This window comes from Williamsia muralis (genome assembly GCF_051487485.1).
Classification (GTDB): Bacteria; Actinomycetota; Actinomycetes; order Mycobacteriales; family Mycobacteriaceae; genus Williamsia; species Williamsia muralis_B.
The window spans coordinates 1-25673 of record NZ_JAHVCV010000004.1; the positions used below are offsets into that span (position 1 = coordinate 1).

23 protein-coding genes and 1 pseudogene are annotated in these 25673 nt (G+C 64.2%); 10 read left to right on the forward strand and 14 right to left on the reverse strand.

Going from position 1 to position 25673, the window contains the following annotated elements:
• Positions 1-406 precede the first annotated feature (406 nt).
• The gene (locus KXR83_RS11390; RefSeq protein ID WP_437424961.1) at positions 407-1387 is read left to right on the forward strand and encodes an ABC transporter substrate-binding protein; all 981 of its coding nucleotides are present in this window, start codon (positions 407-409) and stop codon (positions 1385-1387) included.
• A gap of 118 nt (positions 1388-1505) precedes the next feature.
• Positions 1506-1995: pseudogene (locus KXR83_RS11395) on the forward strand (beta-class carbonic anhydrase).
• Between the two features lie 81 nt (positions 1996-2076).
• Here KXR83_RS11395 and nrdF read toward each other — a convergent pair.
• The 6 genes from nrdF to KXR83_RS11425 all read right to left on the reverse strand — a co-directional run bounded on the left by nrdF (position 2077) and on the right by KXR83_RS11425 (position 8452).
• Positions 2077-3081 carry a class 1b ribonucleoside-diphosphate reductase subunit beta gene (gene nrdF, locus KXR83_RS11400; protein WP_437424962.1) on the reverse strand — a complete coding sequence of 335 codons (1005 nt, stop codon included), beginning with the start codon at positions 3079-3081 and terminating at the stop codon, positions 2077-2079.
• A gap of 343 nt (positions 3082-3424) precedes the next feature.
• Positions 3425-4339, reverse strand: a complete 915-nt coding sequence (locus KXR83_RS11405; RefSeq protein WP_437424963.1) for a hypothetical protein — start codon at positions 4337-4339, stop codon at positions 3425-3427.
• Between the two features lie 196 nt (positions 4340-4535).
• Entirely contained in the window at positions 4536-6725 is a 2190-nt protein-coding gene (gene nrdE, locus KXR83_RS11410; protein WP_437424964.1) for a class 1b ribonucleoside-diphosphate reductase subunit alpha, read from the reverse strand.
• Entirely contained in the window at positions 6701-7201 is a 501-nt protein-coding gene (gene nrdI, locus KXR83_RS11415) for a class Ib ribonucleoside-diphosphate reductase assembly flavoprotein NrdI (RefSeq protein WP_437424965.1), read from the reverse strand. The genes nrdE and nrdI overlap by 25 nt, the downstream gene beginning before the upstream one ends.
• A gap of 59 nt (positions 7202-7260) precedes the next feature.
• Complete coding sequence (locus KXR83_RS11420) at positions 7261-7512, reverse strand: redoxin NrdH (RefSeq protein WP_030163979.1); 252 nt, start codon at positions 7510-7512, stop codon at positions 7261-7263.
• Between the two features lie 364 nt (positions 7513-7876).
• Positions 7877-8452 (reverse strand): NADPH-dependent FMN reductase, encoded by a 576-nt coding sequence (locus KXR83_RS11425; protein ID WP_437424966.1) that lies wholly within the window; start codon positions 8450-8452, stop codon positions 7877-7879.
• Between the two features lie 94 nt (positions 8453-8546).
• Between KXR83_RS11425 and KXR83_RS11430 the strand changes: the two genes are divergently transcribed.
• Positions 8547-9296, forward strand: a complete 750-nt coding sequence (locus tag KXR83_RS11430; protein WP_437424967.1) for a TetR/AcrR family transcriptional regulator — start codon at positions 8547-8549, stop codon at positions 9294-9296.
• A 40-nt stretch (positions 9297-9336) separates the two neighbouring features.
• Here KXR83_RS11430 and eccB read toward each other — a convergent pair whose 3' ends face one another.
• Positions 9337-10800 carry a type VII secretion protein EccB gene (gene eccB / locus KXR83_RS11435; protein WP_437424968.1) on the reverse strand — a complete coding sequence of 488 codons (1464 nt, stop codon included), beginning with the start codon at positions 10798-10800 and terminating at the stop codon, positions 9337-9339.
• A 159-nt stretch (positions 10801-10959) separates the two neighbouring features.
• On the opposite strand from eccB, the gene eccE reads away from it, so the two are divergent.
• Positions 10960-12552 (forward strand): type VII secretion protein EccE, encoded by a 1593-nt coding sequence (gene eccE, locus KXR83_RS11440; RefSeq protein WP_437424969.1) that lies wholly within the window; start codon positions 10960-10962, stop codon positions 12550-12552.
• A gap of 18 nt (positions 12553-12570) precedes the next feature.
• Here eccE and manA read toward each other — a convergent pair whose 3' ends face one another.
• From manA to KXR83_RS11455, 3 genes are all read right to left on the reverse strand, one after another.
• Positions 12571-13803, reverse strand: a complete 1233-nt coding sequence (manA, locus tag KXR83_RS11445; RefSeq protein WP_437424970.1) for a mannose-6-phosphate isomerase, class I — start codon at positions 13801-13803, stop codon at positions 12571-12573.
• On the reverse strand, positions 13803-14927 hold the full coding sequence (locus tag KXR83_RS11450; RefSeq protein WP_437424971.1) for a hypothetical protein: 1125 nt from the start codon (positions 14925-14927) through the stop codon (positions 13803-13805). Before KXR83_RS11450 ends, manA begins: the two co-directional genes overlap by 1 nt.
• Before the next feature lie 75 nt (positions 14928-15002).
• Positions 15003-16397, reverse strand: coding sequence for a phosphomannomutase/phosphoglucomutase (locus KXR83_RS11455; RefSeq protein WP_243404238.1), 1395 nt, complete (start codon positions 16395-16397; stop codon positions 15003-15005).
• A 215-nt stretch (positions 16398-16612) separates the two neighbouring features.
• Here KXR83_RS11455 and KXR83_RS11460 point away from each other — a divergent pair, with 215 nt between their 5' ends.
• Entirely contained in the window at positions 16613-17683 is a 1071-nt protein-coding gene (locus KXR83_RS11460; protein WP_437424972.1) for a phosphatase PAP2 family protein, read from the forward strand.
• Here the strand turns inward: KXR83_RS11460 and KXR83_RS11465 are convergent.
• Complete coding sequence (locus KXR83_RS11465) at positions 17604-18044, reverse strand: DUF3499 domain-containing protein (RefSeq protein ID WP_437424973.1); 441 nt, start codon at positions 18042-18044, stop codon at positions 17604-17606. The genes KXR83_RS11460 and KXR83_RS11465 overlap by 80 nt on opposite strands.
• Before the next feature lie 74 nt (positions 18045-18118).
• Here KXR83_RS11465 and KXR83_RS11470 point away from each other — a divergent pair, with 74 nt between their 5' ends.
• Complete coding sequence (locus KXR83_RS11470; protein ID WP_437424974.1) at positions 18119-18625, forward strand: metallopeptidase family protein; 507 nt, start codon at positions 18119-18121, stop codon at positions 18623-18625.
• 83 nt (positions 18626-18708) lie between these two features.
• On the opposite strand, the gene KXR83_RS11475 is transcribed toward KXR83_RS11470, so the two are convergent.
• Complete coding sequence (locus KXR83_RS11475) at positions 18709-18942, reverse strand: WhiB family transcriptional regulator (protein ID WP_031333673.1); 234 nt, start codon at positions 18940-18942, stop codon at positions 18709-18711.
• A 467-nt stretch (positions 18943-19409) separates the two neighbouring features.
• Here KXR83_RS11475 and cofD point away from each other — a divergent pair, with 467 nt between their 5' ends.
• Genes cofD through KXR83_RS11490 form a run of 3 tightly spaced genes read left to right on the forward strand, consistent with a single transcriptional unit; the run spans position 19410 to position 22319 of the window.
• Entirely contained in the window at positions 19410-20411 is a 1002-nt protein-coding gene (gene cofD / locus KXR83_RS11480; protein WP_437424975.1) for a 2-phospho-L-lactate transferase, read from the forward strand.
• Positions 20404-21747, forward strand: coding sequence for a coenzyme F420-0:L-glutamate ligase (locus KXR83_RS11485; protein WP_437424976.1), 1344 nt, complete (start codon positions 20404-20406; stop codon positions 21745-21747). The genes cofD and KXR83_RS11485 overlap by 8 nt, the downstream gene beginning before the upstream one ends.
• A complete protein-coding gene (locus tag KXR83_RS11490; protein ID WP_437424977.1) occupies positions 21744-22319 on the forward strand; it encodes an NUDIX hydrolase in 576 nt (191 codons plus the stop codon). Before KXR83_RS11485 ends, KXR83_RS11490 begins: the two co-directional genes overlap by 4 nt.
• Here the strand turns inward: KXR83_RS11490 and glgC are convergent.
• Entirely contained in the window at positions 22316-23533 is a 1218-nt protein-coding gene (glgC, locus tag KXR83_RS11495) for a glucose-1-phosphate adenylyltransferase (protein ID WP_023963305.1), read from the reverse strand. The two genes, KXR83_RS11490 and glgC, sit on opposite strands and share 4 nt — an antisense overlap.
• A gap of 153 nt (positions 23534-23686) precedes the next feature.
• On the opposite strand from glgC, the gene glgA reads away from it, so the two are divergent.
• Positions 23687-24856 (forward strand): glycogen synthase, encoded by a 1170-nt coding sequence (gene glgA / locus KXR83_RS11500; protein ID WP_437424978.1) that lies wholly within the window; start codon positions 23687-23689, stop codon positions 24854-24856.
• Here the strand turns inward: glgA and KXR83_RS11505 are convergent.
• The gene (locus tag KXR83_RS11505) at positions 24829-25665 is read right to left on the reverse strand and encodes a putative RNA methyltransferase (RefSeq protein ID WP_437424979.1); all 837 of its coding nucleotides are present in this window, start codon (positions 25663-25665) and stop codon (positions 24829-24831) included. The two genes, glgA and KXR83_RS11505, sit on opposite strands and share 28 nt — an antisense overlap.
• Positions 25666-25673: the final 8 nt, after the last annotated feature.

A 25673-nucleotide genomic window follows, 5' to 3' on the forward strand; every position in this document is an offset into this window, starting at 1 on the left:
AACCAAATACATGATGCCCAGCATCTTGTGATCGGTCGTCGTCAACATCTTGTAGATGAACGAACCCTTGGCACCCGTGCGCTCGGGATAAGGCCGAACCGGAGCCACCTGAGTGGTGGGCTGGTCTACCGCGGTCACTGATCCTCCTGCCTGCGTGGCCTCTCGCCTGCGTCAGGTGCGGAAGTGTGTTCCGCGGAGGACGTTAGAGCGACGGCCATGAATGTGCGCTGATGTTGATCCTAGACCCTCATACGGCCCGCAGCCGATCGGGTCCTACGAACTGTCGTAGTCGATCCGGGGGTGGGCAAACGCGGCTTTCGACATCGGTCTCCACCCGGTCGAGCAGTGCTAGTTTGTTCGGGATTCAGCCGTCATCGGGCAGCAACCGAAGAGTGGAAGAGAACCTGTGAGCGAAGTGATCCGTCGCCGTCGCGCTCTGGCGACGCTTGCGCTTGCCGCCCTGGTCAGCGCAGGTGTGAGTGGATGCCTCGACTCGTCCGTCCCCGAGGGCGAGGGGTCGATCGTGAAGACGACGACACGCATCGCCTCGGTGGATCTCGCGGACCCCGATCGCGACAAGAACCAGACATGTCAGACACCTGCGCCGGTCGACTCCGGAGCCCCCGACCCCGGTCGCATCCTGGTCGCGGACCCAAGCCTTCTCGACGCTCTGTGCGCGCTCGGTGTACAGGGCAAAGTGGTCGCATCCACCACCGTCGGCGGCTCACTCCCCTCGTACATGGGCACAGCGGTACAGGATCTCCCCGCCGTCGGTGAAAAGAGCCGGCCAGACGTCGCACGGGCGGCCGCGAGCAATCCTGACCTCCTGCTGACGGTCGGCGAATCCCCACTCGACGGTGCTATGGGCTCGGCCCGAACCGTCGAGATCGATCCGGCGCAGGACTGGCGCGAGCGGTTCTCGGCGGTCGCCGAGGCGGTGGGCCGCGGTGACGCGGGCGAGCAACGACTGCAGGCCTACGACGACGCTGCCAAGACGACCGGCGACCGACTCGGCGCGCGATACAATCAGGCCTCCCTTGTGCGGTTCGGCAAGGACTCCGAGACCGTGGAGGGCACCGGCGGATTCGCTGCGAGCGTCCTGACCGACATGGGTGTGCAACGTCCGCCCGGTCAGCGTGAGCCGGAGCCGACGCCGATAGACGACAAGAACTTCGAGATAGCCGACGGCGATGTCATCTACGTCGGATTCGACGGGCCTGCCGGGCTGGAGCATGGCACCTCGGTCCTCGAGAGCGATCGGTGGCGCGACATGGGTGCACCGAGCTGGGGTCGCGTGCGCATCGTGGAGGACGACGTCTGGTTCGGCTCGGGAGGATTGTCTGCGGCGAACATAGTGCTCTTCAACGTCGGCAACTCACTGGTGTAAGGCCCCCCGTTCACCAGGTTCGCCGAAGGCATTCGGCCTGATCATGGCGGCGGACTGCGTTGGAATCATCGTGGCTGCAACTCTGTCGGCGCGCACATGCACCCATGAGCATGAGTGCATGACCGTCACCGATGAATACCTGGACAACAATCGCGCGTACGCGGCCGACTTCTCCGGTCCCCTGCCCCTTCCACCCAGCAAGCACGTCGCCGTCGTCGCATGCATGGACGCCCGGGCTCGATGTCTATGGCATTCTCGGCCTCAATCCCGGTGAGGCACATGTCATCCGCAATGCCGGCGGTGTGATCACGGACGATGAGATCCGGTCACTCGCCATCAGCCAGCGACTGCTCGGTACCACCGAGATCATCCTGATCCACCACACCGACTGCGGCATGCTGACCTTCACCGACGACGACTTCAAACGAGCCATCCAGGACGAGGTCGGGGTGAAGCCGGCATGGTCTGCCGAGTCGTTCGGCGACCTGGACGAAGACGTGCGGCAGTCAGTGGCGCGGATCGAGAGGTCCCCGTTCATCACCAAGACGACGTCGTTGCGCGGGTTCGTGTTCGATGTCGCCACCGGGAAACTCAACGAGGTCAGCTGAGGAAATTCGCTCCACCTACGACGAAACGCTCCGGTTGCAACCGGAGCGTTTTGTCGTAGGTGGAGCGAATTCGGGGGTGGGTCAGAACTCCCAGTCTTCGTCTTCGGTGTTGACGGCCTTGCCGATGACGTACGAGCTGCCCGAGCCGGAGAAGAAGTCGTGGTTCTCGTCGGCGTTCGGTGACAGGGCCGACAGGATCGCCGGGTTCACGTCTGTCTCGTCCCGAGGGAACATCGCCTCATAGCCCAGGTTCATGAGCGCCTTGTTGGCGTTGTACCGCAGGAACTTCTTGACGTCTTCGCTCAAGCCGACATCGTCGTAAAGCTCTTCGGTGTAACCGGTTTCGTTGTCGTACAGCTCGAAGAGCAACTCGAAGGTGTAGTCCTTCATCTCTTGACGGCGCTCTGGCGTCTGGGTTTCCAGCGCCCGCTGGTACTTGTAGCCGATGTAGTAACCATGCACCGCTTCGTCACGGATGATCAGCCGGATCAGGTCAGCGGTGTTGGTGAGCTTGGCTCGCGACGACCAGTACATCGGCAGATAGAAGCCGCTGTAGAACAGGAACGACTCGAGCAGCGTGGAGGCCACCTTGCGCTTGAGGGGGTCATCGCCGCGGTAGTAGTCCATGACGATGCGCGCCTTGGTCTGCACGTACTGGTTCTCTTCGGACCAGCGAAACGCCTCGTCGATGTCCTTGGTGGAGCACAGGGTGGAGAAGATGGAGCTGTAGCTCTTGGCGTGCACCGACTCCATGAACGCGATGTTGGTGAGCACCGCCTCTTCGTGAGGGGTGGTGGCGTCCGGGATCAGGCTGACGGCGCCGACGGTGCCCTGGATGGTGTCGAGGAGCGTCAGACCGGTGAAAACCCGCATGGTGAGCTGCTTCTCGACCTCGGTGAGGGTGCCCCACGACGGGATGTCGTTGGACACCGGCACCTTTTCCGGTAGCCAGAAGTTGCCGGTGAGGCGGTCCCACACCTCGGCATCTTTCTCGTCGGGAACCCGGTTCCAGTTGATCGCCGAGACCCGGCTGACCAGTTTGATCGGTGCTCCGTCGGCCGGGCGGTGGCTCTGGGTGGACGTCATTCGTTTTCCCCACTCTGAAGGTGTTACTCGCTTGCGTTTGATCCTATTGCCTCGGGCTCGGATCGATTTACTTGCGGTCAAGAGCCCGCCCTGCGACCCAGGGCTCGAAGCCCTGCGACCCACATTCCGTGCCCCAAAACTACACCCATGTAGTTCAGATGTCTCGATTGCCCCAAAAATTCGTAGACCTCCGAGCGTCGAATCCAGTTGACAGACATAGGAAATGGCGGCGAGACAGTGTCTCGCCGCCATTTCAGACAGGTGAAGCGTAGAAGGCGCTAATGCGCGACGCCCGCCTGCACACCGAGCAGTCGGACTCGAAGTGCCCGACGTCAGCGGTCCACTAGCCAGCCTGATCCCGTAGCTTCTCGTCAGCCAGCTTACGTGCGACAAAGAGCTTGAACATCTCGATGAGATCCTGCGAATTCGCCACCGCACGGCGTGTCACGTTCAGGTTCGTGACACGACCACGCTTGAGAGCCGGCTGGCGCTTCAGAAGGTCTTTCCGTGTCCGTGACACCTTACCTCGGCTAGTAACTACAGCCTGCTCGTCTTGAGCAAACGACAGCACCGTCGTCTCATAAAACCGCTTGGCAGACATCAGCAAATTGTGTCGCGCCCAGTTAGACGGAACCAGAAGGAGCGGGTCCCCGTCGACCTGTGGCAACTCCATCTGCACCATATTCCACTCGCGTAGTGCAGGATCCCAGATCTGGCGTTCCACGGTGACCAACGTGTGCCCACCTGTGCTGAACTCGGGGTAGTCAGCGAGCACTTCCTGGGTGAATGCAGCCAGGGCAGCGAAAATGATTCGGGTCGTTATGTCGGACGTTATATCTCGATCCACGCCTTCCACAAACAGAGGCAGATCTTCGAGCTGCGCGAGCACGCCCACAGTGAGGAGTGCAGCGAGATCGGTCGTCAGAGCATCCCAGATCCATGTCCCGACCTCGTGCGAACCGCCGTGGCCACGGAAGCCGTCCGCGGACATGCCGAGGCGGGTCTCCCAGGGTTCAGTGAAGCGCTGCAGGAGCGCTACACCACGACGACGGTCGGATGCAGTTGTTGACATCGCGCAACTGGCGACGCTGCCGAAGAAGGTATCTAGGCAGTCTAGCGCCGCGATTGCGTGCGAATCCGGTTGCGGTAGAACGCGAATCGCGTGTGGATCAACAAAGATCCGATTGTCGGCATCGACCGCGACATCGATGAACGGGACACTTCGGTTGATTCCGAATACATCAGTGATTTTTTTCATAGCCAGATCTCCTAAGAGTTCAGGGCCCGAAGAGAGAATGGAGCAAAACGCCCCAACTTTTCCGCTACGCTGATGTTGACTGATGAAGTCACCCGCGCCTTCGGGCCGGTTTGAGGTCTGGTCCCGTTGCCGCGGGGCCAGACCTTTTTATTCTTTTCGACTAACTTGGCCGGACTTCACTCCACGGGAAGCGAAGTCACAACATGCACGAGACGCAGTTCTCAACCTCCGTCCCCTCGAGAGCCATCTGACGCAACCGGATGTAGTACAGCGTCTTGATTCCCTTGCGCCATGCGTAGATCTGCGCCTTGTTCACGTCGCGAGTGGTTGCAGTGTCCTTGAAGAACAACGTGAGACTCAGCCCCTGGTCCACGTGCTGGGTGGCTGCGGCGTACGTGTCGATGATCTTCTCGTAGCCGATCTCGTACGCGTCCTGGTAGTAGTCCAGGTTGTCGTTGTCCATATAGGGGGCCGGGTAGTAGACGCGCCCGATCTTGCCCTCTTTGCGGATCTCCACCTTGGCGGCGACCGGGTGGATCGAGCTGGTCGAATGGTTGATGTAGCTGATCGAACCCGTCGGCGGAACGGCCTGCAGGTTCTGGTTGTAGATGCCGTGCTCCTGCACGGACGCCTTCAGCTCACGCCAATCGTCCTGCGTGGGGATCGCAATCCCGGCCTGCCCGAACATCTCTCGGACCTTGTCGGTCTCCGGCGCCCAGGTGCGGTCGGTGTACTTGTCGAAGAACTCGCCGCTCGCGTACTTCGACCGCTCGAATCCACCGAACGCCTTACCGCGCTCCTTCGCGATGCGATTCGATGCGCGCAGCGCGTAGAAGAGCACGGTGTAGAAGTAGATGTTCGTGAAATCGATGCCCTCGGGCGATCCGTAGTAGACCCGCTCCCGCGCCAGGTACCCGTGCAGGTTCATCTGCCCGAGGCCGATGGCGTGTGATTCGTTGTTGCCCTTCTGGATCGAGGGCACCGACGTGATCGCGGTCTGATCCGACACGGCCGTGAGCCCGCGGATCGCGGTCTCGATGGTGTGCGCGATGTCGGGCGAATCCATCGTCTTGGCGATGTTCAGCGAGCCCAGGTTGCACGAGATGTCCTTACCGATGTTGGCGTAGGACAGGTCGTCGTTGAACTCCGAGGCCGTGGAGACCTGCAGGATCTCCGAGCACAGGTTGGAGTGGGTGATCTTGCCGTCGATCGGGTTGGCGCGGTTCACCGTGTCCTCGAACATGATGTACGGGTAACCCGATTCGAACTGCAGCTCGGCCAGCGTCTGGAAGAACTCACGTGCCTTGATCTTGGTCTTGCGAATACGACGGTCTTCGACCATCTCGTGGTACTTCTCGCTGACGTTGATGTCAGCAAACGGCACACCGTAGATGCGCTCCACGTCGTACGGGCTGAACAGGTACATGTCGTCGTTGCGCTTGGCCAGCTCGAAGGTGATGTCAGGGATCACCACGCCCAGCGACAGCGTCTTGATGCGGATCTTCTCGTCCGCGTTCTCGCGTTTGGTGTCGAGGAAGCGGTAGATGTCGGGATGGTGCGCATGCAGGTACACCGCGCCCGCACCCTGCCGGGCACCGAGCTGATTGGCGTAACTGAACGAGTCCTCGAGCAACTTCATGATCGGGATGACACCGGAGCTTTGGTTCTCGATCTTCTTGATCGGGGCACCGTGCTCGCGGATGTTGGTCAGCAGCAAGGCCACTCCCCCGCCGCGCTTGGAGAGCTGCAGCGCGGAGTTGATCGAGCGCCCGATCGATTCCATGTTGTCTTCGATGCGGAGCAGGAAGCACGACACCGGCTCGCCGCGCTGCTTCTTGCCCGAGTTGAGGAAGGTGGGGGTTGCCGGCTGGAAGCGGCCTTCGATGATCTCGTCCACAAGGTGACGGGCCAGCGCGGTGTCACCGTCGGCGAGGGTCAACGCCACCATCGACACTCGATCCTCGAACCGCTCGAGGTAACGCTTACCGTCGAACGTCTTCAGTGTGTACGAGGTGTAGTACTTGAACGCGCCCAAGAAGGTCGGGAACCGGAACTTCTTGCTGTAGGCGTGATCGAAGAGCCCCTTGACGAACTCGCGGTCGTACTTCGCCAAAACCTCTGGCTCGTAATAGTTTTCCTCGACGAGGTACTTGAGCTTCTCTTCCAGGTTGTGGAAGAAAACAGTGTTCTGGTTGACGTGCTGCAGGAAGTACTGGTTGGCCGCTTCGCGGTCCTTCTCGAACTGGATCTTGCCGTCTGCGTCGTACAGGTTCAGCATCGCGTTGAGCGAGTGGTAGTCCATCTCACCCGGGCTACGCCCCGACGGGTCGGCATGTGCGCCTGACTTGCTTGCCGAGGTCTCTACTGCGGTTGCGGTTGGCGACACTGTGCTGGCTCCTGTGCGAGTTGATCGAGTGTGAATTGATGGAGGCCGGTGCGGACTCGCTCTACGTCTTCGGCGTCGCCCATCAGCTCGAACCGGTACAGGTACGGCACCTGGCATTTGTTCGAGATGATGTTGCCTGCGAGGCAGAACTCTTCACCGAAATTGGTATTCCCTGCCGCGATGACCGCGGTGATCAGCGAACGGTTGTGTTTGTTGTTGAGGAACTTGATGACCTGCTTGGGAACGAATCCGCCGGGCTCTCCTGACGCCTTCCCACCCCCATAGGTCGGGCAGATCAAGACGTAGGGCTCATCGACGACAAACGTGCCCTCGGGGTCGAACAGGGGGATCCTGACCGCCCGCAGACCGAGCTTCTCGACGAATCGGTGTGTGTTCTCCGAGACGCTCGAGAAGTACACGATCAGCGGGGGGCCATCGGATCCGGCCTCCGCGGAATGTACGGGATTCTTCCCCAATGTCCCGACCTCCGCGATGGTGCTGACGGTAGAGCTAAGAAAGGATGAGACGACGTGGATCAGGCTGCGGCTGCGACGAGCGCCTTGATGCGATCCGGACGGAATCCCGACCAGTGGCTATCGCCGGCGACCACCACGGGCGCCTGCAGATAACCGAGGGCCATCACGTAGTCGCGGGCCTCGGAATCCTCGGTGATGTCGACGACCTCGTAGTCGAGACCGTTCTTGTCGAGCGCCTTGTAGGTGGCGTTGCACTGCACGCAAGCAGGCTTGGTGTAGACGGTGATCGTTGCGGTGGCCGAAGTAGTCATATCCCAGAACTCCCTGTGTGCGGACCGGTTATCGCTGCCGAAAATGTGTCTCGAGCAGCAAATCGTGTCTTTCGTATCTCGATCTGGCCGGCCTGTCAGTGCTGTTCATAAGAGTCAACCCCGTCGTGCCGTTCAGTGTTCCAAACACTACACCTAGTGTCTGACATTCGGGAGCGACACAACACGTTGCGAATCACATTCATGAAAGTCCCAGGTCGGGAGCTCCGAAAAAATCCGCATCTGGCGTGTCTCGGCGTGTCGTTCGTCACATGTCACACCAAACACGGACGGACCGCCGCGGCGAGTCGATCGATCTCGCCACGGCGGTCCGTCAGAGGTGTTGTCGGCTGTGCGAACCCCGCCCTCAGGCCGCGACGGTGGCGTCGACGGCATCGACCAGCACCGTGACAGCGTGCCGCAGCTGATCGACCACCTCGGGCACTTCGGCCACCGGCTTGCCGTCCAGCTTGCCGATGGTGAGGTGCAGTTCGACGTCCTCGACCACCCGGCCTCCGGCGATACCCACCGACCGGCTGGTGTCGTCGTGTGACCACTTCCCACCGAACTGCGCGAGCGCTGCGCCCAGCACCCCGACCGGCTTATCGGTGAGGGCGCCGGTGCCGTACGGGCGTGACAGCCAGTCGATGGCGTTCTTGAGAACCGCCGGAATGGTGCCGTTGTACTCGGGGGTGACGATCAGTACAGCGTCCGCCTCTCCCACGGTCTGGCGCACCCTGGCAACCTCGGCATCAACCGGTTCGGTGTCGAGGTCCTCGTTGTAGAACGGCAACAGTTCCAGGCCCGAGTACACGTCCACTGCGACGTCGCCCGGCGCATTCTCCGCGGCCACGCGTGCCAGCTCACGATTCACAGACTCGCGTCGCAGGCTCCCGACCAGCACCACGATCTTCGTCGACTCCGTTTTGTTCTCGTTTGCCACTGCTCTTCCTCCACGATTGATTAGACCTACGATCCACTCAACCGGACTATGGTCCGAATAATTCCGTCGTCGCAGCACGCGTTACAGTCAAGGTGTGTCAAAGCCCGCACGGCACCCGGCACCCGGGGCGAACTCCGAGCAGTCCAGCGCGACCCGCGCCGAGCTGCCGTTGATCGATGCCCCCGACACACCTCAACCGCCCCTTCCCCTCGCATTGGCCGAGCGCCACCCTGCCGCAATTCCACTGGTCGACGGCCAGGAGCCGGAACGGGCCGATGCCGCTCGCAACCGTCAGCTGCTGATGGAAGCCGCGACCCGCCTCATCGAATCGTGCGGCGCGTCGGCGGTCACCATGGACGCGGTCGCACGCGAGGCGGGCGTCGGCAAAGGCACCGTCTTCCGCCGATTCGGTAACCGGTCCGGCCTGATGCTCGCGCTGCTCAACCACTCCGAGATCCAGCTGCAACAAGCCTTCCTCACCGGCCCGGCGCCACTGGGCCCCGGGGACCCGGGCGAGAAGGTGGACCCGTTGGATCGGTTGATCGCGTTCGGCCGCGCCCGCCTGGCGATGGCAGCGGCGCACCTTGATCTACTGCTCGAAGCCGAGGACACCGGACCGCAGCGGTTCAGCCATCCCACCAGGACCGTTGTGGTCACCCACACCCGAATGCTGCTCACACAGATGGGCTTTCGCGGCAATCTCGAATTGATGTGTATGGCGGTGCTGGCACCACTGGAGGCGCCTGCCGTGCACCACATGCTCCACAACCACCACATGGCCCTCGGTCAGATCGGCGACCGCTGGGAAGAACTCGTGCGGGCGCTGACGCCGCCGCGACGCTGAGTTCGCCGGCCCGCATCGGGGACATCCCGAATCGATCCGTCTAGTTGCCGGGTGGTTCGAACTGCGCACCGGACAGATCCGGCGCGATGCCATCGTGGGACACCAATGCGTCGTATTGGTTCAGTGTCGGCCCGACAGCGAGCAGTGAGATGACCGACCAAGGGGCCGGCAACGGATTTCGTCCGAGTCCGATGACATCGGCGGTCGCAGCGTCGGGGACGCCGAAACGAACCCCCGAATCGTTGACGTAGAACAGAGATTCGGCTCGCGTGCTGTCGGGTTCTGATCCAGTCGCCTGGATGTAGTGTCCGCGTCCGGGGGTGACGAACGCCGCGTCGAGACCTGGGCCGGGACCGTCGGCGCCGCTGAGCGGAACCGGCTTGTCGCGTGGCCTCAGCGGCAGGACGGAACCGAGCAGTGTCCGTAGCGACGCCTCGTGGTCGTCCACCGACCGTGACCAGGCCGCACATACGACGGGGTCGGCCGTAGCGTCCGCGAATCGTGGCGGTGCCGTCGGAAAGTCGTCCGTGGGGAGGATGTTGACCGTCTCCACCCCTGTCAGAGCGCCGGGATTGAGTGTCGGCACACTGTCGGCACCCGAGCGGTCGGCCTGTCGGATGATCTCCGCAGCAACCTCACCGATCCGTTGCACTCCTTGCGCCAGCGCCACATAAAACGTCGCCTCACCCGACAACGCTGTCACCTTGAACACCGATCCGACGGGGGTGTCCCGACCGAGAGCCGAAGGGGCACCCCGATTCGAAATGTCGGGCACCGCAATGGAATCGGTTTCCGGGAAGGCATTGAGGACGCCTGAGCTGACCTCGCGCACCTCGGCGTGGTCGAGATCGAGAGCTCGGCGAACCGGCACGCTCTCGGTGTCGACGCGGGATCTGCGCCCGGCACCGATCAGGTGGACCTGCCCCGCGGAGGAGACGAGAACGGCCTCGTCCCCGGGCCCGTCGGCTCCGCCGGCCGAACGGATCTGTTCGCCGAGTACGGGGGCGACGCCTTGCACGGTGGTGGTGACCTGACCGGCCGACGTCGTGTCGCAGACAACCCAGTTCGAATGTTTCGTGTCGGCAGGGCCGGGCAGCGCCGCGGGCGCTCCGGGGATTCCGAGGAGCGGGCCGCGGGCGTATCCCGTCAACTTCTTCTCACCGACCGACTTCGGGGACTCGTCGCTGCCGGTGATCAAACGTGCCGACGCGAGATTGAGGACAGGGTGCAGACGGCCGTCCACCACCACGTACATCGCGCCGGCCTTCTTGCTGATGATGATCTGCGACTTACCAACGGAGCCTTGCGGTTTGATCAACCCGTATACCCCGAACCCGGCAAGCACCAGTATCGCGAGTACCAATCCGACCATGAGCGACCGCAGCTGCGACCGCATCGGGTCGTGCAACATCCGCACGTCCCGACGGATCAGCGCATGCTCGAGTCTGCGCAGTAAAAAGCGGTATCCGTTGACCTGAGCCTTCGTCGTCAATTGAGCCGGCATGCCGTCCCCCCCCCATCTCCCCGGCGTGTAGCGTATAGCACCATTGGGCCGGCGGAGACGTACGGAGCTCGACCAGACCTGCAGTAGACGTATCGCAACCGGGGGGATGCGAGCGGGGCTCGTACATGACGTGCGGTGTTGATGATTCTTGGGGGGATCATGAAGGTAGTGGTCGCGATCGAAGTTCTGATCGCTGGGGCGTTGGTGCTGTCTCACGACGTGGGCGGGCTCTGGTGGGCAGGAATCGTGACGGCAATCGCGTTGTCCGCGACGCTTGTCGCGCTGCCGGGCCGTATGTCGCTGGCGGAGCGGATCGGTTTGCGACTGGGCCTGTGGCGCAGAAGGCTCATCGGTGCGGCGGAGTCGGACGGTTCGAAACCGGATCAGGCACCGTTCGACATACCCGTGTCCGGATCGAATGCGATCGGTGCACGTTGGGACGGAACGGCTCTGGTCACGGTGGTGCGCATCGACACTCCCCCACCCACCTTGAGTTTTCTCGACCCCAGCGGTTGTCGCGGCCTTCCGCCGATCCCCCTGTCCGCCCTCGCCGAATGCGTTCGCCAGTTCGACATCCGCCTGGAGTCGGTGGATGTGATCAGTCACGGGATACGCACTCACGGCACTGGGCCGGTGGCCCAGGTCTACCGGCGCACGCTGGGCCCGTTGCCTGCCACGGCATATCGGTCGGTGCTTGTTGTGCTGCGGTTGGACCCGTCGCACTGTCCTGATGCCGTCGCACGTCGGGGTGGTGGTTCGGAAGGCGCTCTGCGCACCGCGATGATCGCGACCCGACGGGTCGCCAACCGGCTTGCGGGACAGGGTTTGTCGGCCAGCATTCTCACGGCGGCACAGATCACCGCCGCGACCGGCCACCTCGCTCACGGCGCCGACACCGGCGAGGTGCGCGAAGACTGGGATGCGGTGACCTCCGAACGGATGCGCATGTGTACGTATGCGGTCGATCCCGACCACCTCGACGAGGTCCTCGGCACGGTGTGGGCCGTTCCGTCGATCTCCACGACGGTGACGATGCGGTTGTCGCCGGCAGGGCCGGGCGAGGTCGCCATGCGGACGCTCGTCCGGTTCAACTCCCCGTCCCTTGATCATTCGGCGATCACCGGGTTGATCGAGTTGCCCGGCCGTCAGCGCACAGCGCTCGCGGCAAGTCTGCCGGTGGGGGCGGCCGCCGAGCTCCCCCCGATCGGCAGGCGGACGGTGCCGTTCGAATCCCTGTCCGAAGTGGCCCTGTCGGCAACGGGTTGTGGTCAGCTCATCGGGGCGGACCACGCAGGCAGGGCCGTGGCGGTCGACCTGCTCGGTGGTCCCGCACATCGGGTGTCGATCGCCGGCGGCCTACATCTGGCCCAGCAGGTGTTGTTGCGCGCCATCGCAGTCGGCGCTCGAGTCCTCGTCTACACCGACCACGGCGCCGTCTGGCAACAATTCGTCACCGCTGTCGGGGATCCGGGTCTCCTCGCACTCGCAGGAGGGCGAAACCCCCAGGGCAAGTACACCGTGGCGGTTTTTCATGGCGTGGCACCGGCGCCCGTCGATGCTCCGACCGTGATCACCGTGATTCCTCCCGGCTCACCGGGTGAACCGGCCGACGTCCGGCTGGAACAGAATGAAGCCGCTCCTCAAGACATCTGGGTTGCCACACCCACCGGCAGTGCAATGGTGACGATGGTCGCGACGCCCGACGAGATGGCATTCATCGGCAGTACGCTGCCGGTTCCTTCGAGGGTCTGACCCCGTCGGACCGGACCGTTAGTGTCCGGGGACCAACCCTCGAAAGAACGTGGTGTGGGCCGATGCCGCATGCACGATGACGTCGGGATCGTTGTCACCCAGCCACGCCGCCCGACCTTGGGGCACCACCAGATGACCTGATGGACCCCGCAGTTCGATCGAACCCGTTGTACACAGCAGAATCTGCGGACCGGGAACATCGAAGAGGATCGACGACGGCCTGCGTAGACCGGTCCCGTCGAGTTCCACCTTCGACAGCCTGAACTCCGCCGCCGGAGTCTGATAGATCAGTTCGGAATTCAGGGTGTGGATCGAGGGAGCGATGTCGCCCGGAGCGACCGGGGTGAAGTCGAGGACACGCAACAACTCGGGGACATCGACGTGTTTGGGGGTGAGACCACCGCGAAGGACGTTGTCGGAGTTGGCCATCACTTCCACAGCGGTGCCCCAGAGGTAGGCATGGAGATTGCCGGCCGGCAGATACAGGCCTTCCCCCGGCGCGAGCGTGACCCGATTGAGCAGGAGCACAGCGAGAACGCCAGGGTCGAGCGGGTAGTTCTCGCCGATCTCCAGCACCGTGCGGGCCTCGGCGGCGAAGCGGTCCTGACCGGATTCGAGGTACCGGATGGCCCCGGTCAGAACGGCCGGGATGAGAGTGGACAAGGCCGACTCGGGCGATGTGATCCAGGTGGTGAACAGCGCCCGAAGACCCTGCGAGTCCGGCTGACCGGCAATCATTCCGAGGTGACTGTCCAGCTCGGGAACCTGTAACACGCGCAGCAGGTCGACCGTCTCGCGCACGTCACGGAAGCCGGCCAGGGCGTGGAACTCGCTCAGTGCCACGACGAGTTCGGGCTTGTGGTTCTCGTCGCGGTAATTGCGGTCCGGTGCACCCACGTCGATGCCACGCTCGTTCTCTCGCGCGAACCCTTCCTTGGCTTGTTGCAGACTGGGGTGGGCCTGCAGTGACAAGGGTTCCTCGGCGGCAAGGATCTTCATCAGGAACGGCAGACGCCCGTCGTACCGTTCGGCACAGAGAGTGCCGAGTTCTGCACGCGGATCGGCGTCGATGACTTCCAAGAGTGTGTTCTCCCGCGCGTCATCACGAACGATCGCGGGCGCTGCCGGGTGGGCTCCGAACCACAGCTCGGCCTCCGGATGCGCGCTGGGTGTGGGCATTTCGCGCAGGGCTGCTATCGCAGTACGCGATCCCCAGGCATAGGGACGGACGACACCATCGAGCAGGCGCATCAACGATCCCCGACCAGCCGCAGGTAGGCACCCGCCATGTCAACCCTCAATCCCAAGATCATCAGTGGCACAACATCTTCCAGTCCGCTTGGCGCCGGCCCGTCGGCATGTGTGCCGGGCGCCGGCTGCCCGGCGACCGGTGGGGACGCGGGGCCACTGGTCACCACATCGGCATCCGGCAGCACTCCGAGGCGACGACGGATCTGCCACTCGCGATCGGGAGTGGTCAATACTTGTACCCGGACCTGCTGTCCGGCGACCGGGCCGTCGATCTGCGCGTCGTGGAAGATGGGATCGAAGTCGGGCGACAATGCTCCTCCCCCTTTGGCCAGCACCGGTGCCGCCGCCAGCACGTCGCCGAGATCCGTTGCCGTACTGACGATCCCGGCACTGGCGAAGACGCTCCTCGACGCGTGCACGGCGAGCGCCAGCGCGGCCGGGGTGTCTGCCGCCCATACCGTGGGATGCCCGACCAACCGCGCCGCCAGTTCCTTTGCGGCATTGTGGAACAGCTCGTTGGCGGGGTGGTTCCCGGCGGCTTCGGTGTCGAGCTGGTCGGCGAGCGCTTCGAGGTCGGGGTGGCGGCCGGTCACCCGGACCGATTGCAGGCCGGCGAGAACGGCCAGGTAGGCGCATACATAGTGGGTAAAGCGGAAACGCGCAGGCACCGGAACCCGCGGCGACATGTCCAGCACCCGCCCGGCCAGCGCGTCGCGCAGTGGCCCCTCCACAGGTCCGGCGACAACAACCTCGGCCTGCCGGCGTCCGGCACGGGCCGCAGCGTCGGCGAGCCTGGGATCACCGGCATCGTCACCGGCGATCACGACCACGTCGAGAGGACCCACCCACGACGGCACCGTTTCGGACTTGATCAGAGGAACGTCGATGTGGGGCGCGGCCAGCGCCAGAACCAAGGCCGCCGCTCGTCCGGCCGGCCCGACTCCACAGACGATCACCACGGCCCGTGGCCGTAGGTGGCCCAGCGGCTCCAGAAATCCTTCGCTGAGAGCCGCTGACACTGCGCGACACTGCGCACCGGCCAGCGCCGAAGCGGGCAGCAGACCGTCGACGTCTGCGTCGAGCAGTGCGGCGACGTCGTCGAGGTCTGGAGCTCCGGTCAGCATGAGACCAGACTAATGGTCCGCACCCGTTCGGGAGCGGAAGAATTGCCGTCCGAGCCGCCCCTCACCGCGGTCTGCTCAGCCCCGCACCACCCCGAGGATGCGGTCGACCAGCTCGTTCACCCGCTCCGCGGTCGGCGCCTCGACGTTGAGCCGCAGCAGTGGCTCGGTGTTGGAGGCACGCAGATTGAACCAGGACCCATCTGCGAGATCCACGGTGACGCCGTCCATCCGGGTGGTCTCGGTGATCTCGTCACCGAAATCCGCGAGAACGGCCGCCGTGCGTGCGACCTGGTCGTCGACCGTTGAGTTGATTTCACCTGAGCTCTTGTAGCGCTCGTAACGCGCCATCATCGCCGACAGCGGCTGGTCCGAGGCACCAAGCGCGGCAAGGACGTGCAACGCCGCGAGCAGTCCGGAGTCGGCGTTCCAGAAGTCCTTGAAGTAGTAGTGCGCAGAGTGTTCGCCGCCGAACACCGCACCGGTGTCGGCCATCTCCTGCTTGATGAACGAATGCCCAACACGGGTCACCACCGGCGTCCCGCCCAGCTCTGTGACCAGCTCGGGAACCGCGCGTGAGGTGATCAGATTGTGAATCACGATGGCGCCCGGATTCTTTGCGAGCTCACGTTCGGCCACCAGCGCGGTCACCGCTGACGGGGACACGGGTTCACCCAGCTCATCGACCACGAAGCAGCGGTCGGCGTCCCCATCGAAGGCCAGACCGATGTCGGCCCCGGTCTCGCGGACATACGCCTGCAGGTCCACCAGGTTCTTCGGATCGAGGGGGTTGGCCTCGTGGTTGGGAAATGTTCCGTCCAGCTCGAAGTAGAGTGAACGCACGGTGAACGCCTCAGATCCGCCGAGGACCACCGGAACTGTGTGACCACCCATGCCATTGCCCGCATCCACGGCGACCGTCAGATGCCGCAGACCGGAAAGATCGACGAGCTTGTGCAGATACGCCGCATAGTCCGCCAACACATCGCGCTCGGTCAGGGTTCCCCTGGTGCTCTCGGGGGCCGCCGTGCCGTCCACCCCGTGCACCAGCTCGCGCGAGATGGTGGCCAGTCCGGTGTCCTGACCGACAGGTTTTGCACCGGCGCGGCACAGTTTGATGCCGTTATACCGAGCCGGGTTGTGGCTCGCGGTGAACATGGCGCCGGGCCGGTCCAGGAATCCCGAGGCGAAGTACAGCTGGTCGGTGGACGCAAGGCCGATCATCGTGACGTCCAGTCCCTCGGCCAGCGCGCCGTCCGCGAAGGCAGCAGCCAGTTCCGGCGACGACTCCCGCATGTCGTGGCCCACCACCAATCCCAACTGGCCCTCGGTGCGCATGAGGCGGCCGAACGAAGCTCCCACGCTCCTGACGAACTCCGAGTCGATCTGTTCGCCGACGAGACCACGTACGTCGTAGGCCTTGATGACGGCGCTGACCAACTCGGGGCTGAACAGCTGTGCGGGACGATCCACGGAATGGCTCCTTCTCATCGGGTGCATGTGCATCCATTGGAACTGGCGAAAAACTGCTCGGTCGACACCGGGGTCGCCGCGCAATCATGACCGAACTGCAGAGCCCCCAAAAAACTGACGCCCCTGTTACATCTTGGTACGCCCGAACTCGATTCGCCGAGTTCGCGGCGGCGCGTCTGGTTTCCGAGAGAGTGAACCTGGTCCTCGTCCGCCGCGTGACGGTCACCATCTGGGCCGCCACGATCATCGTGCTGCTCGCCACCAGGACCATGTCGTTCGGCCGATCGTACGTTCTCGTGGCCCTCGGGCTCGGGCTCGCCGCGGCGTCCATCGGACGACGCAACATCCTGTCGGTGGTGCGCGACTGGCTGCCGTTCGGTGTGCTGCTGGCGGTCTACGACTCCACTCGCGGTATCGCAGCCTTCCTTGGGATGCCGACCCAGTGGCACCTCGCGGTGGACGCGGACCGGTGGATGTTCCACGTCGTGCCGACCGTGTGGCTGCAAGAACACCTCAAGATGGCCGAGGCGCAGTGGTGGGAGGTGTTCACGAGCTTCGTGTACATGTCCTATTTCATCGTTCCTTACGCGGTCGCCGGCTTCCTGTGGCTCAAAGATCGTCTGCAGTGGCGTCGATTCGTCTTGCGGCTCATCACGATTTTCTTCATCGGGTTGATCGGCTACATCCTGGTACCGGCCGCACCGCCATGGGCGGCGGCCAAGTGCACCCCGGCAGAGGTCGCCGACGGATCGGCGTTCCCGCTCTGCATCACCCAGCCCGTCGAAGACGCCCCCGACGGCGGCCTGCTGGGCCCGGTGCAGCCGAGGCACGATGGCGCACAGCCTTACGTCGAGCGCATCTCCAGTCGCGGTTGGGATGTCCTGCACATCGGACCCGTCCGCGAGGTGCTCGAGGTCGGGCAGAAGAAATCGAACCAGGTGGCCGCGATCCCGTCGCTGCACGCCGGTGTCACCGCACTGCTGGCCATGTTCATGTGGGGCCGCACCCGCGTCTTCGGACGCACGATGTACACCGGATACGCACTGGTGATGGCGTTTACGCTGGTGTATTCGGCCGAGCACTACGTGATCGACCTCATCCTCGGCTGGGGCCTGGCCGCGCTCGTCATGGTCGGTTGCCACTACGGCGAGCGGGCGTGGTCGAACCGCAAATCCCGACGGCTACAGGCGAATTCGCCGGCGGCGTTCAGTCCACAGGATCAGGCAGTACTCGAAGGTGCCCGCGGCGACCTGGTCGAGGACGAGGAAGTGGATCGGGTCCGCTGAGCGAACCGTTGCCGCGAGGCGCGGGGCGCTCATGGGATCCGATCGAGTCGCCGGCACGCACGGGCGACGAGCGGGGCACCAGTCCGCCACCGCCGGCTGCCTCACGGACAGCCTCGGCAAGTGCGGTCAGGTCGTCCTCGTCCCGCAGAGGCTGTGCGAACCCACCCTCACTGCGCAACATCTCCCACCCTCGCGGCACGGTGATCCGCGTGGCGTGCGTGTCACACAGATCCCACGAATGAGGTTCGGCCGAGGTCGCCAGCGGACCGACCACCGCGGTCGAGTCCGAATACACAAAAGTCAGAGTTGCCACCGCCGGATTGGCGCAACCGGGCCTGGAACACTGACGTGGGAGCCTCACGGAGGAAGATTATCCCGACCGACTGGCGGGTCGTAGCAGGACACACCGTCCGCAACTGCCTAGACTTGCGCTCTATGGCTCCCATTCGTCCTCCGCTGGCACGACCGCGGCGCCGGCGAACCTCACGTGGTGTGCCCCGGGTCCGTGATCGGCGGGGTCGCGGACTGCGTTCGACGTTGCTGCCGACCCACGTCCCTGCCTGGACGAGCCGGTCACAGTCGTTCGATGCGATGGTGCTCGAGGCCTTCGCCGAGATCGACGCGCGGTGGCATGCCCGACTGACCGACCTGGACATCGCGGTGGACGACGTGCCGAGGATGCTTCCGCGCGACCCCGAGACCGTTCAATGGCCGGTGGAGGTGACGGCCGATGGCCCGATACCTCTTGCCCGGCTCATCCCGTCCGGCATGGATTCGCAGGGGCGTGCCACCAAAGCGCGCATATTGTTGTTCCGCCGCCCGCTGGAGAGCAGGGCGAAAAAAGGGGCAGATCTGCTGGACCTCGTGCACGAGGTCCTGGTGCAGCAGGTCGCAGCACACCTCGGTGTCGACGAGGACACCATCGACCCGCCACCGACCTGAGAGACCGCTCTTGCCGAGTCCGTCGCCGCTTCAGGGCAGACGCTCGGAGCTACAGAACGGGTATGCAGAGAAAAGCGAAAGACCTAGACGATCCCGCGCTTGATACGGCGACGTTCGCGCTCTGACAGACCGCCCCAGATTCCGAAGCGTTCATCTTTGTGCAGCGCGTATTCCAGGCATTCCGGACGTACTTCGCAACCCTGGCAAATGCGCTTGGCTTCCCGGGTCGAACCACCCTTTTCAGGAAAAAAGGCTTCTGGATCGGTCTGTGCGCACAGCGCACGGTCCTGCCACTGGTCTTCGACCGCTTCGAACATATCATCGAATGCCGACGTGACCAGGCTCAGGCGAGGACGTTCAGTTTGGTTGGTTTCGGATGCATTCGATTGCGAATCGACTTGCGGTTCAAGGCTGTTGGTAGCCATGTGTTCCAGAGCCATCGTCCCGCCTCCTCATCTCACTTCGAATTGTGCAGTTGGTCAATCGGATTCGAACAAGTGATCGATTCCCGTGCCCCGCAACAATTCTCGCTGTCAAAACAGGGAATGACACTGATGTGATTAGACACGGGTTTGGGTGTCCAGGTCAAGCGCAGCGGGGAAATTGCTTTATCACCCCTCTGCCCGATTTCGTTGTCTCGACACGGCACAGAGCGAGGAAAAGTCAGGCGAGGATATCGAATCGCCGCAAAAACCCCCAAATTGCGCGACGTCGCCGTGAGCAACGTTACGTGCACTCGGCTCGCTTCGCTGGCACTCTCGGCAAGCGCCTACCCTGGTTCCCTGTGAAGGTGACGGTTCTCGTCGGAGGCGTCGGTGGCGCCCGGTTTCTGCAAGGTGTACGTGAGCTCCTGGGACATACCCCGTTCCCGGAGGTTCTCGCGTCCGGTCGCGCCCCGGCCGACCATGAGGTGACGGCAATCGTCAACGTGGGAGACGACGCGTGGATGCACGGGGTCCGGATCTGTCCGGACCTCGACACCTGCATGTACACACTCGGTGACGGCATCGACACCGAGCGCGGCTGGGGCAGACGCGGGGAGACGTGGCACGCCAAGGAGGAACTCGCTGCTTACGGCGCCGACCCCGATTGGTTCGGACTGGGTGACCGCGACCTGGCGACCCATCTGATCCGCACGCAGATGCTGGACGCGGGTTACCGGCTCAGCGATGTGACCGCAGCGTTGTGCCGGCGGTGGGATCCGGGCGTTCGCCTGTTGCCCGCCACCGATGACCGCCACGAAACCCACGTCGTCGTCAGCAAGGAAGAGGACGAGAAGGTCGCCATCCACTTCCAGGAGTGGTGGGTGCGTCACCGTGCGCAGATCCCGACCCACGGGTTCGCGCAGGTCGGCTCGGACGATGCCAAAGCCGCGCCCGGGGTTCTCGACGCCATCGCCGATGCTGACATCGTCTTGCTCGCACCGTCGAACCCCGTGGTCAGTGTCGGCGCAATCCTCTCGGTCCCCGGCATCCGGGGAGCGTTGCGGACAACCTCCGCGCCGGTCGTCGGCATCTCCCCCATCATCGGGACCAGTCCCCTGCGCGGCATGGCCGACGAATGTCTCTCGGTCATCGGCGTCGAGACGAGCCCGGAAGGTGTCGGTCGACACTATGGGGCGCGTAGCGGCAACGGCATCCTCGACGGGTGGCTCATCGCACAGGGCGACACCGCCGACATCCCCGGGGTGGCGGTCACGTCCGTTCCCCTGCTGATGACCACTCCGGACACGACGGCCCAGATGGTCCGCGACGCATGTGATCTCGTGGGTGTGGCGCATGGATGAGGACCACGCTGCCGGCGGGACGATAGAGATCCTGCCGATCACCGGACTGCCGCGATTCCGGGCGGGTGACGACCTCGCCGGTGCGTTGGCAACGGCTGCCGAGTGGTTGCGTACCGGCGACATCTTGGTGGTGACCAGCAAGATCATCTCGAAGGTCGAGGGCCGGATGGTGCCGGCCCCCACCGAGCCTGAAGCCCGCGACATCGCCCGTCGCGCCCTCGTGGACTCCGAAGCGGTGCGGGTGGTGGCCCGCAAAGGTCGCACGCTGATCACCGAGAACAAGCTGGGGATCGTTCAGGCGGCGTCGGGCGTCGACGGCTCCAACGTCGACGGCGACGAATTGGCACTGCTCCCCACCGATCCGGACGCCAGCGCGGCGGCTCTGCGCGCGTCGCTGCGCGACCGACTGGGCATCGACGTGGCCGTGTTGATCACAGACACGATGGGACGGGCCTGGCGGGTCGGACAGACCGACGTGGCAATTGGAGCCGCAGGTATCGCTGTCACCCACCCGTACGAGGGTTCTGTCGATGAGTACGGCAATCCGCTGATCGTCACCGACATCGCCGTCGCCGACGAACTCGCCGCAGCTGCTGATCTCGTCAAGGGCAAACTGGGCGAGATCCCGGTGGCCGTGGTGCGTGGTCTGACCCCGCGCGAAAACGGCACCACCGCAAGGGATCTCCTCCGCCCCGGCGATGAAGACCTGTTCTGGTTGGGTACTGCCGAAGCCATCGATGTGGGTCGACGGCAAGCGCTGCTGACGCGCAGATCGGTCCGTGATTTCACCGACGAACCGGTACCGGCCGATGTGATGAGAGCAGCCTTCGCCGATGCCCTGACCGCACCTGCACCGCACCACAGCCGTCCGGTGCGCTTCTTGTGGCTGCGCGACCGCACCCGTCGCGTTGCGTTGCTGGACGCCATGGCACGGCAGTGGCATGACGACCTGGCCGAAGACGGCAAGACCGAATCGTCGATCAGCAAGAGGGTGGCGCGCGGTCAATTGCTGTATCGGGCGCCCGAAGTCGTCATTCCCGTGCTGACAGGCGATGGGCGGCACGACTATCCGGACGCCCGGAGGACAGCGGCGGAGCACACGATGTTCACCGTGGCCGCCGGCGCCGCCGTACAGGGCCTGCTCGTTGCCCTGTCCGTGCGTGATGTCGGGAGCTGCTGGGTGGGTTCGACGATCTTCGCGCCGGACGTGGTGAGAGCCGAGCTCGGGCTCCCTGCCGACTGGGAACCGCTGGGCACGGTTGCCATCGGATTCCCCGCCGACCGGCTCGAACCGAGGTCACCCGCGAACGTCGACGACCTGGTGGTGGAACTGTGAGCACCCAGAGCCTGCACCGGTCGACCACCGAACTGCTCACCGGGTGGCAGGCCCCTGACCCGCACCAGGATTCGTTACGTCACACCGTGCTCGCGTTCCTGGCTGCCGCACCGCGCGGGTGCCTTCGCGAGAGTGCGGCGGGGCACATCACTGCGTCGACCATCGTGATCAACGCGGCCCGCACCCACGTGCTGCTCACGTTGCATCCTCGGGTCGGCAAGTGGATCCAGCTCGGTGGTCACTGCGAGGACACGGACGAGACCATCGCCGACGTCGCCACTCGCGAGGCGCGGGAGGAGTCCGGGATCGCCGGCCTCGACGTCGTACCGGAGCTGGTCCAGATCCACACGCACCCGATCACCTGCTCGCTGGGTGTACCCACCCGGCACCTCGACCTACGATTCGCGGCGTTTGCCGACGACAATGCCGACGGCTCCCTGCCTGCCATCGTCCGCAGCGACGAGTCGGTGGACCTGGATTGGTGGCCCATCGACGCGCTGCCCGAGAACACCGAACACCCCGCCATCCCGGCGCTGATCGACGCAGCCCTCAGCGCTGCACCCGGTCGCTAGACCCGTACGCCCTTGCCGATGGCCACGACGCCGCCGTTGCTGAAAGCGAACCGCTCGCGATCACGTTGCTCGTCGACGCCGACGATCTCGCCGTCTGACACCACAACGTTCTTGTCCAGGATGGCCTTTCGAACGACCGCCCCTTTACCGATCCGCACACCTGGCATCAGCACGCTGCCTTCGACGGTGGCGCCGTCTTCGACGATCACGTTGGAACTCAGGACAGAGTTGCGAACGGTGGCTGCGGAGATGATGCTCCCCGCCCCCACCATCGACTCCTGCGCAAGGCCTCCCTGGACGAACTTCGCAGGCGCCACCAGATAGTCCGCAGAGCCGTGGATGGGCCAGCGCCGGTTGTAGAGGTTGAAGATCGGGTGCACCGACACCAGGTCCATGTGGGCGTCGTAGAAGGCGTCGAGGGTGCCGACGTCGCGCCAGTATCCGCGGTCGCGGTCGGTGGCCCCGGGCACCTGGTTGTCCTTGAAGTCGTAGACGAACGCCTCGCCGCGGTCGACGAAGGCCGGGATGATGTCGCCGCCCATGTCGTGGTCGGAGTCGGGGTTGTCGGCGTCGGCCTTGATCGCCCTCACCAAGGCATCGGCCGTGAAGACGTAGTTGCCCATCGAGGCGAACGTCGCGTCCGGATCGTCCGGGGTGCCGGGCGGATCGGCGGGCTTCTCGAGGAACTGGGTGATCTTGCCGCTGTCGTCGGAATCGATACAGCCGAACGCCACCGCCTCCGCGCGCGGAACCCGGATGCCCGCCACCGTGCACTCGGCACCAGAAGCGATGTGGGCCTCGACCATCTGCTCGGGATCCATCCGGTAGACGTGGTCGGCGCCGAACACGACGATGTACTCGGGCTCCTCGTCGTAGACCAGGTTCAACGACTGGAAGATCGCATCGGCGCTGCCGGTGTACCAGCGGGGTCCGAGCCGTTGCTGCGCCGGGACAGGCGTGATGTATTCGCCGTTGAACCCCGATGGCCGCCAGGTCTGCGAGATGTGGCGGTCGAGCGAGTGCGACTTGTACTGCGTGAGCACACACAGCCGCGAATACCCGGCGTTGACGAGGTTGCTGAGGACGAAGTCGATGAGCCGGTATCCGCCACCGAACGGCACGGCTGGCTTGGCGCGGTCCATCGTCAACGGAAAGAGTCGTTTCCCCTCGCCGCCGGCGAGGACGATCCCGAGGACGTGGCGCTGTGAAATCACCCCTTAAACCTATCCGTCAACTGACGTCGCGGCCAGAGACAACAGGCGAGAGTTTCGAAATCGCTTGCGCTATCGCGAGACAACTTCTGATCACACGGTGGGATTGAGGTGCACCGATGGCGTTACGGCCTTCGTCCGACTAGCGTCAGACCCATGCGCGTGGCGATGATGACCAGGGAATATCCACCAGAAGTGTACGGCGGCGCCGGAGTCCACGTCACCGAATTGGTGCGCCATCTGCGCCACCTCGCCACGGTCGACGTGCACTGCATGGGCGCTCCGCGTGAGACCGCTCAGGTCCACGGAGTCGACCCCGGCCTCGAAGGTGCCAACGCGGCGATCACCACACTGTCGTCGGATCTACGGATGGCGGTGGCCGCCGAAGGTGCATCGGTCGCTCACTCACATACCTGGTACACCGGGCTCGCCGGCCACCTGGCCGCGCAGCTGCACGGGATACCCCATGTGCTGACCGCACATTCACTCGAACCCCGCAGACCCTGGAAAGCCGAGCAACTCGGTGGTGGATACCGCGTGTCGAGCTGGGTGGAGAAGAACGCCGTCGAATACGCAGATGCAGTGATCGCGGTCAGTTCGGGCATGCGGATCGATGTCTGTGATGCGTATCCGCGCCTCGACCCGGACAAGGTGCATGTGGTCCGCAATGGCATCGACACCCACACGTGGCATCCGGTGGACGCCGCCGACTCGACGTCGGTCCTGACCGACATCGGCGTCGATCCGACGCGCCCCATCGCGGTGTTCGTCGGTCGCATCACCCGGCAGAAGGGTGTTCGTCACCTGATCGCCGCAGCCCACCACATGGACCCCGATCTGCAACTGGTGCTGTGTGCCGGGGCACCCGACACCCCTGAGATCGGTGCCGAGATCGCCGAAGCCGTGGAGCACCTGTCCGCCGCCCGCTCGGGGGTGTTCTGGGTGCGCGAGATGTTGCCCACCGAGAAGGTCCGGGAAATCCTCTCGGCTGCAACCGTATTCATCTGCCCGTCGATCTACGAGCCGCTGGGGATCGTCAACCTGGAAGCGATGGCATGCGGAACCGCGGTGGTGGCCTCTGACGTAGGTGGCATCCCAGAGGTGGTCCGAGACGAGGTCACCGGCCTACTGGTGCATTACAGCGAGGACAACACCCGCGACTTCGAACACGATCTCGCCGCAGCGGTGAATCGGGTGGTCGCAGACCCGGTTCAGGCCGCCGCCATGGGCGCAGCAGGCCGCGACCGCGCCATCGCCGAATTCTCGTGGGACTCGATCGCCGAGCAGACGCTGTCGATCTACGAAACTGTCTGCGCCACAGGCTGATACACCTGGACGGTCGTCGACACCGTCACCGACAGTGGGTCGGGAAGACCGGAGAGCTTCGTGGCGACATTGCCTGTTGTCAGATGGAATGCGGACGGACCCATCAGGACCACATCGGCTATCTCCGAGTGCGACAGGGCAACCGAGTACTCGACCAGGGTGCGTTCGATGCGGACGAAGGTGCCCGCCATGCTGTTGCCGATCCGTTCGGACTTGTCCTTGTCCACACCGATCATGCCCACGGCGTCCACCAGTTCGCGCAGGTGGCGAGGTGTCGGGGACACCACCACCAGCTTGCCGTCGGCCCTGAGCACTCGTGCGAACTCCGGTATGTTGCGCGGCGAGAACACCGACAACGCAACGTCGATCGTCCGATCGGCGACCGGAAAGGGTTGCCAGCCATCAGCGACGACGGCACCGATGTCCCCGGGCAGCCGACCGAGTTGCCGCGCCGCGATCTTCGAGAGGTCGATGCCGACGCCGCGCCCGCCCGACGCTTCGACCGCGGCCGCCAGGTAATGCCCGGTACCTGCACCCACATCGAGAATCGTTGCGCCAGGCGCGCACTGATCGCGCACCGCGGAGAGAATCGGGCCGTAGAAACCCGCGTTCAAGAATCTTGTTCGGGCACCGAGCATCTCGGCGGTATCCGAACGAAAACTGCTCCCCCCGCCCCCGAGCAGGCTGACGTATCCCTGCTTCGAGATGTCAAAACTATGGCCGCCGGTGCACCAGAGAGTGCGGTCGGCGCACTCGAATGGTGCCCGGCACACCGGACAACACAAGAGATCGACCACTGCAGAAAGCATGGTCGATC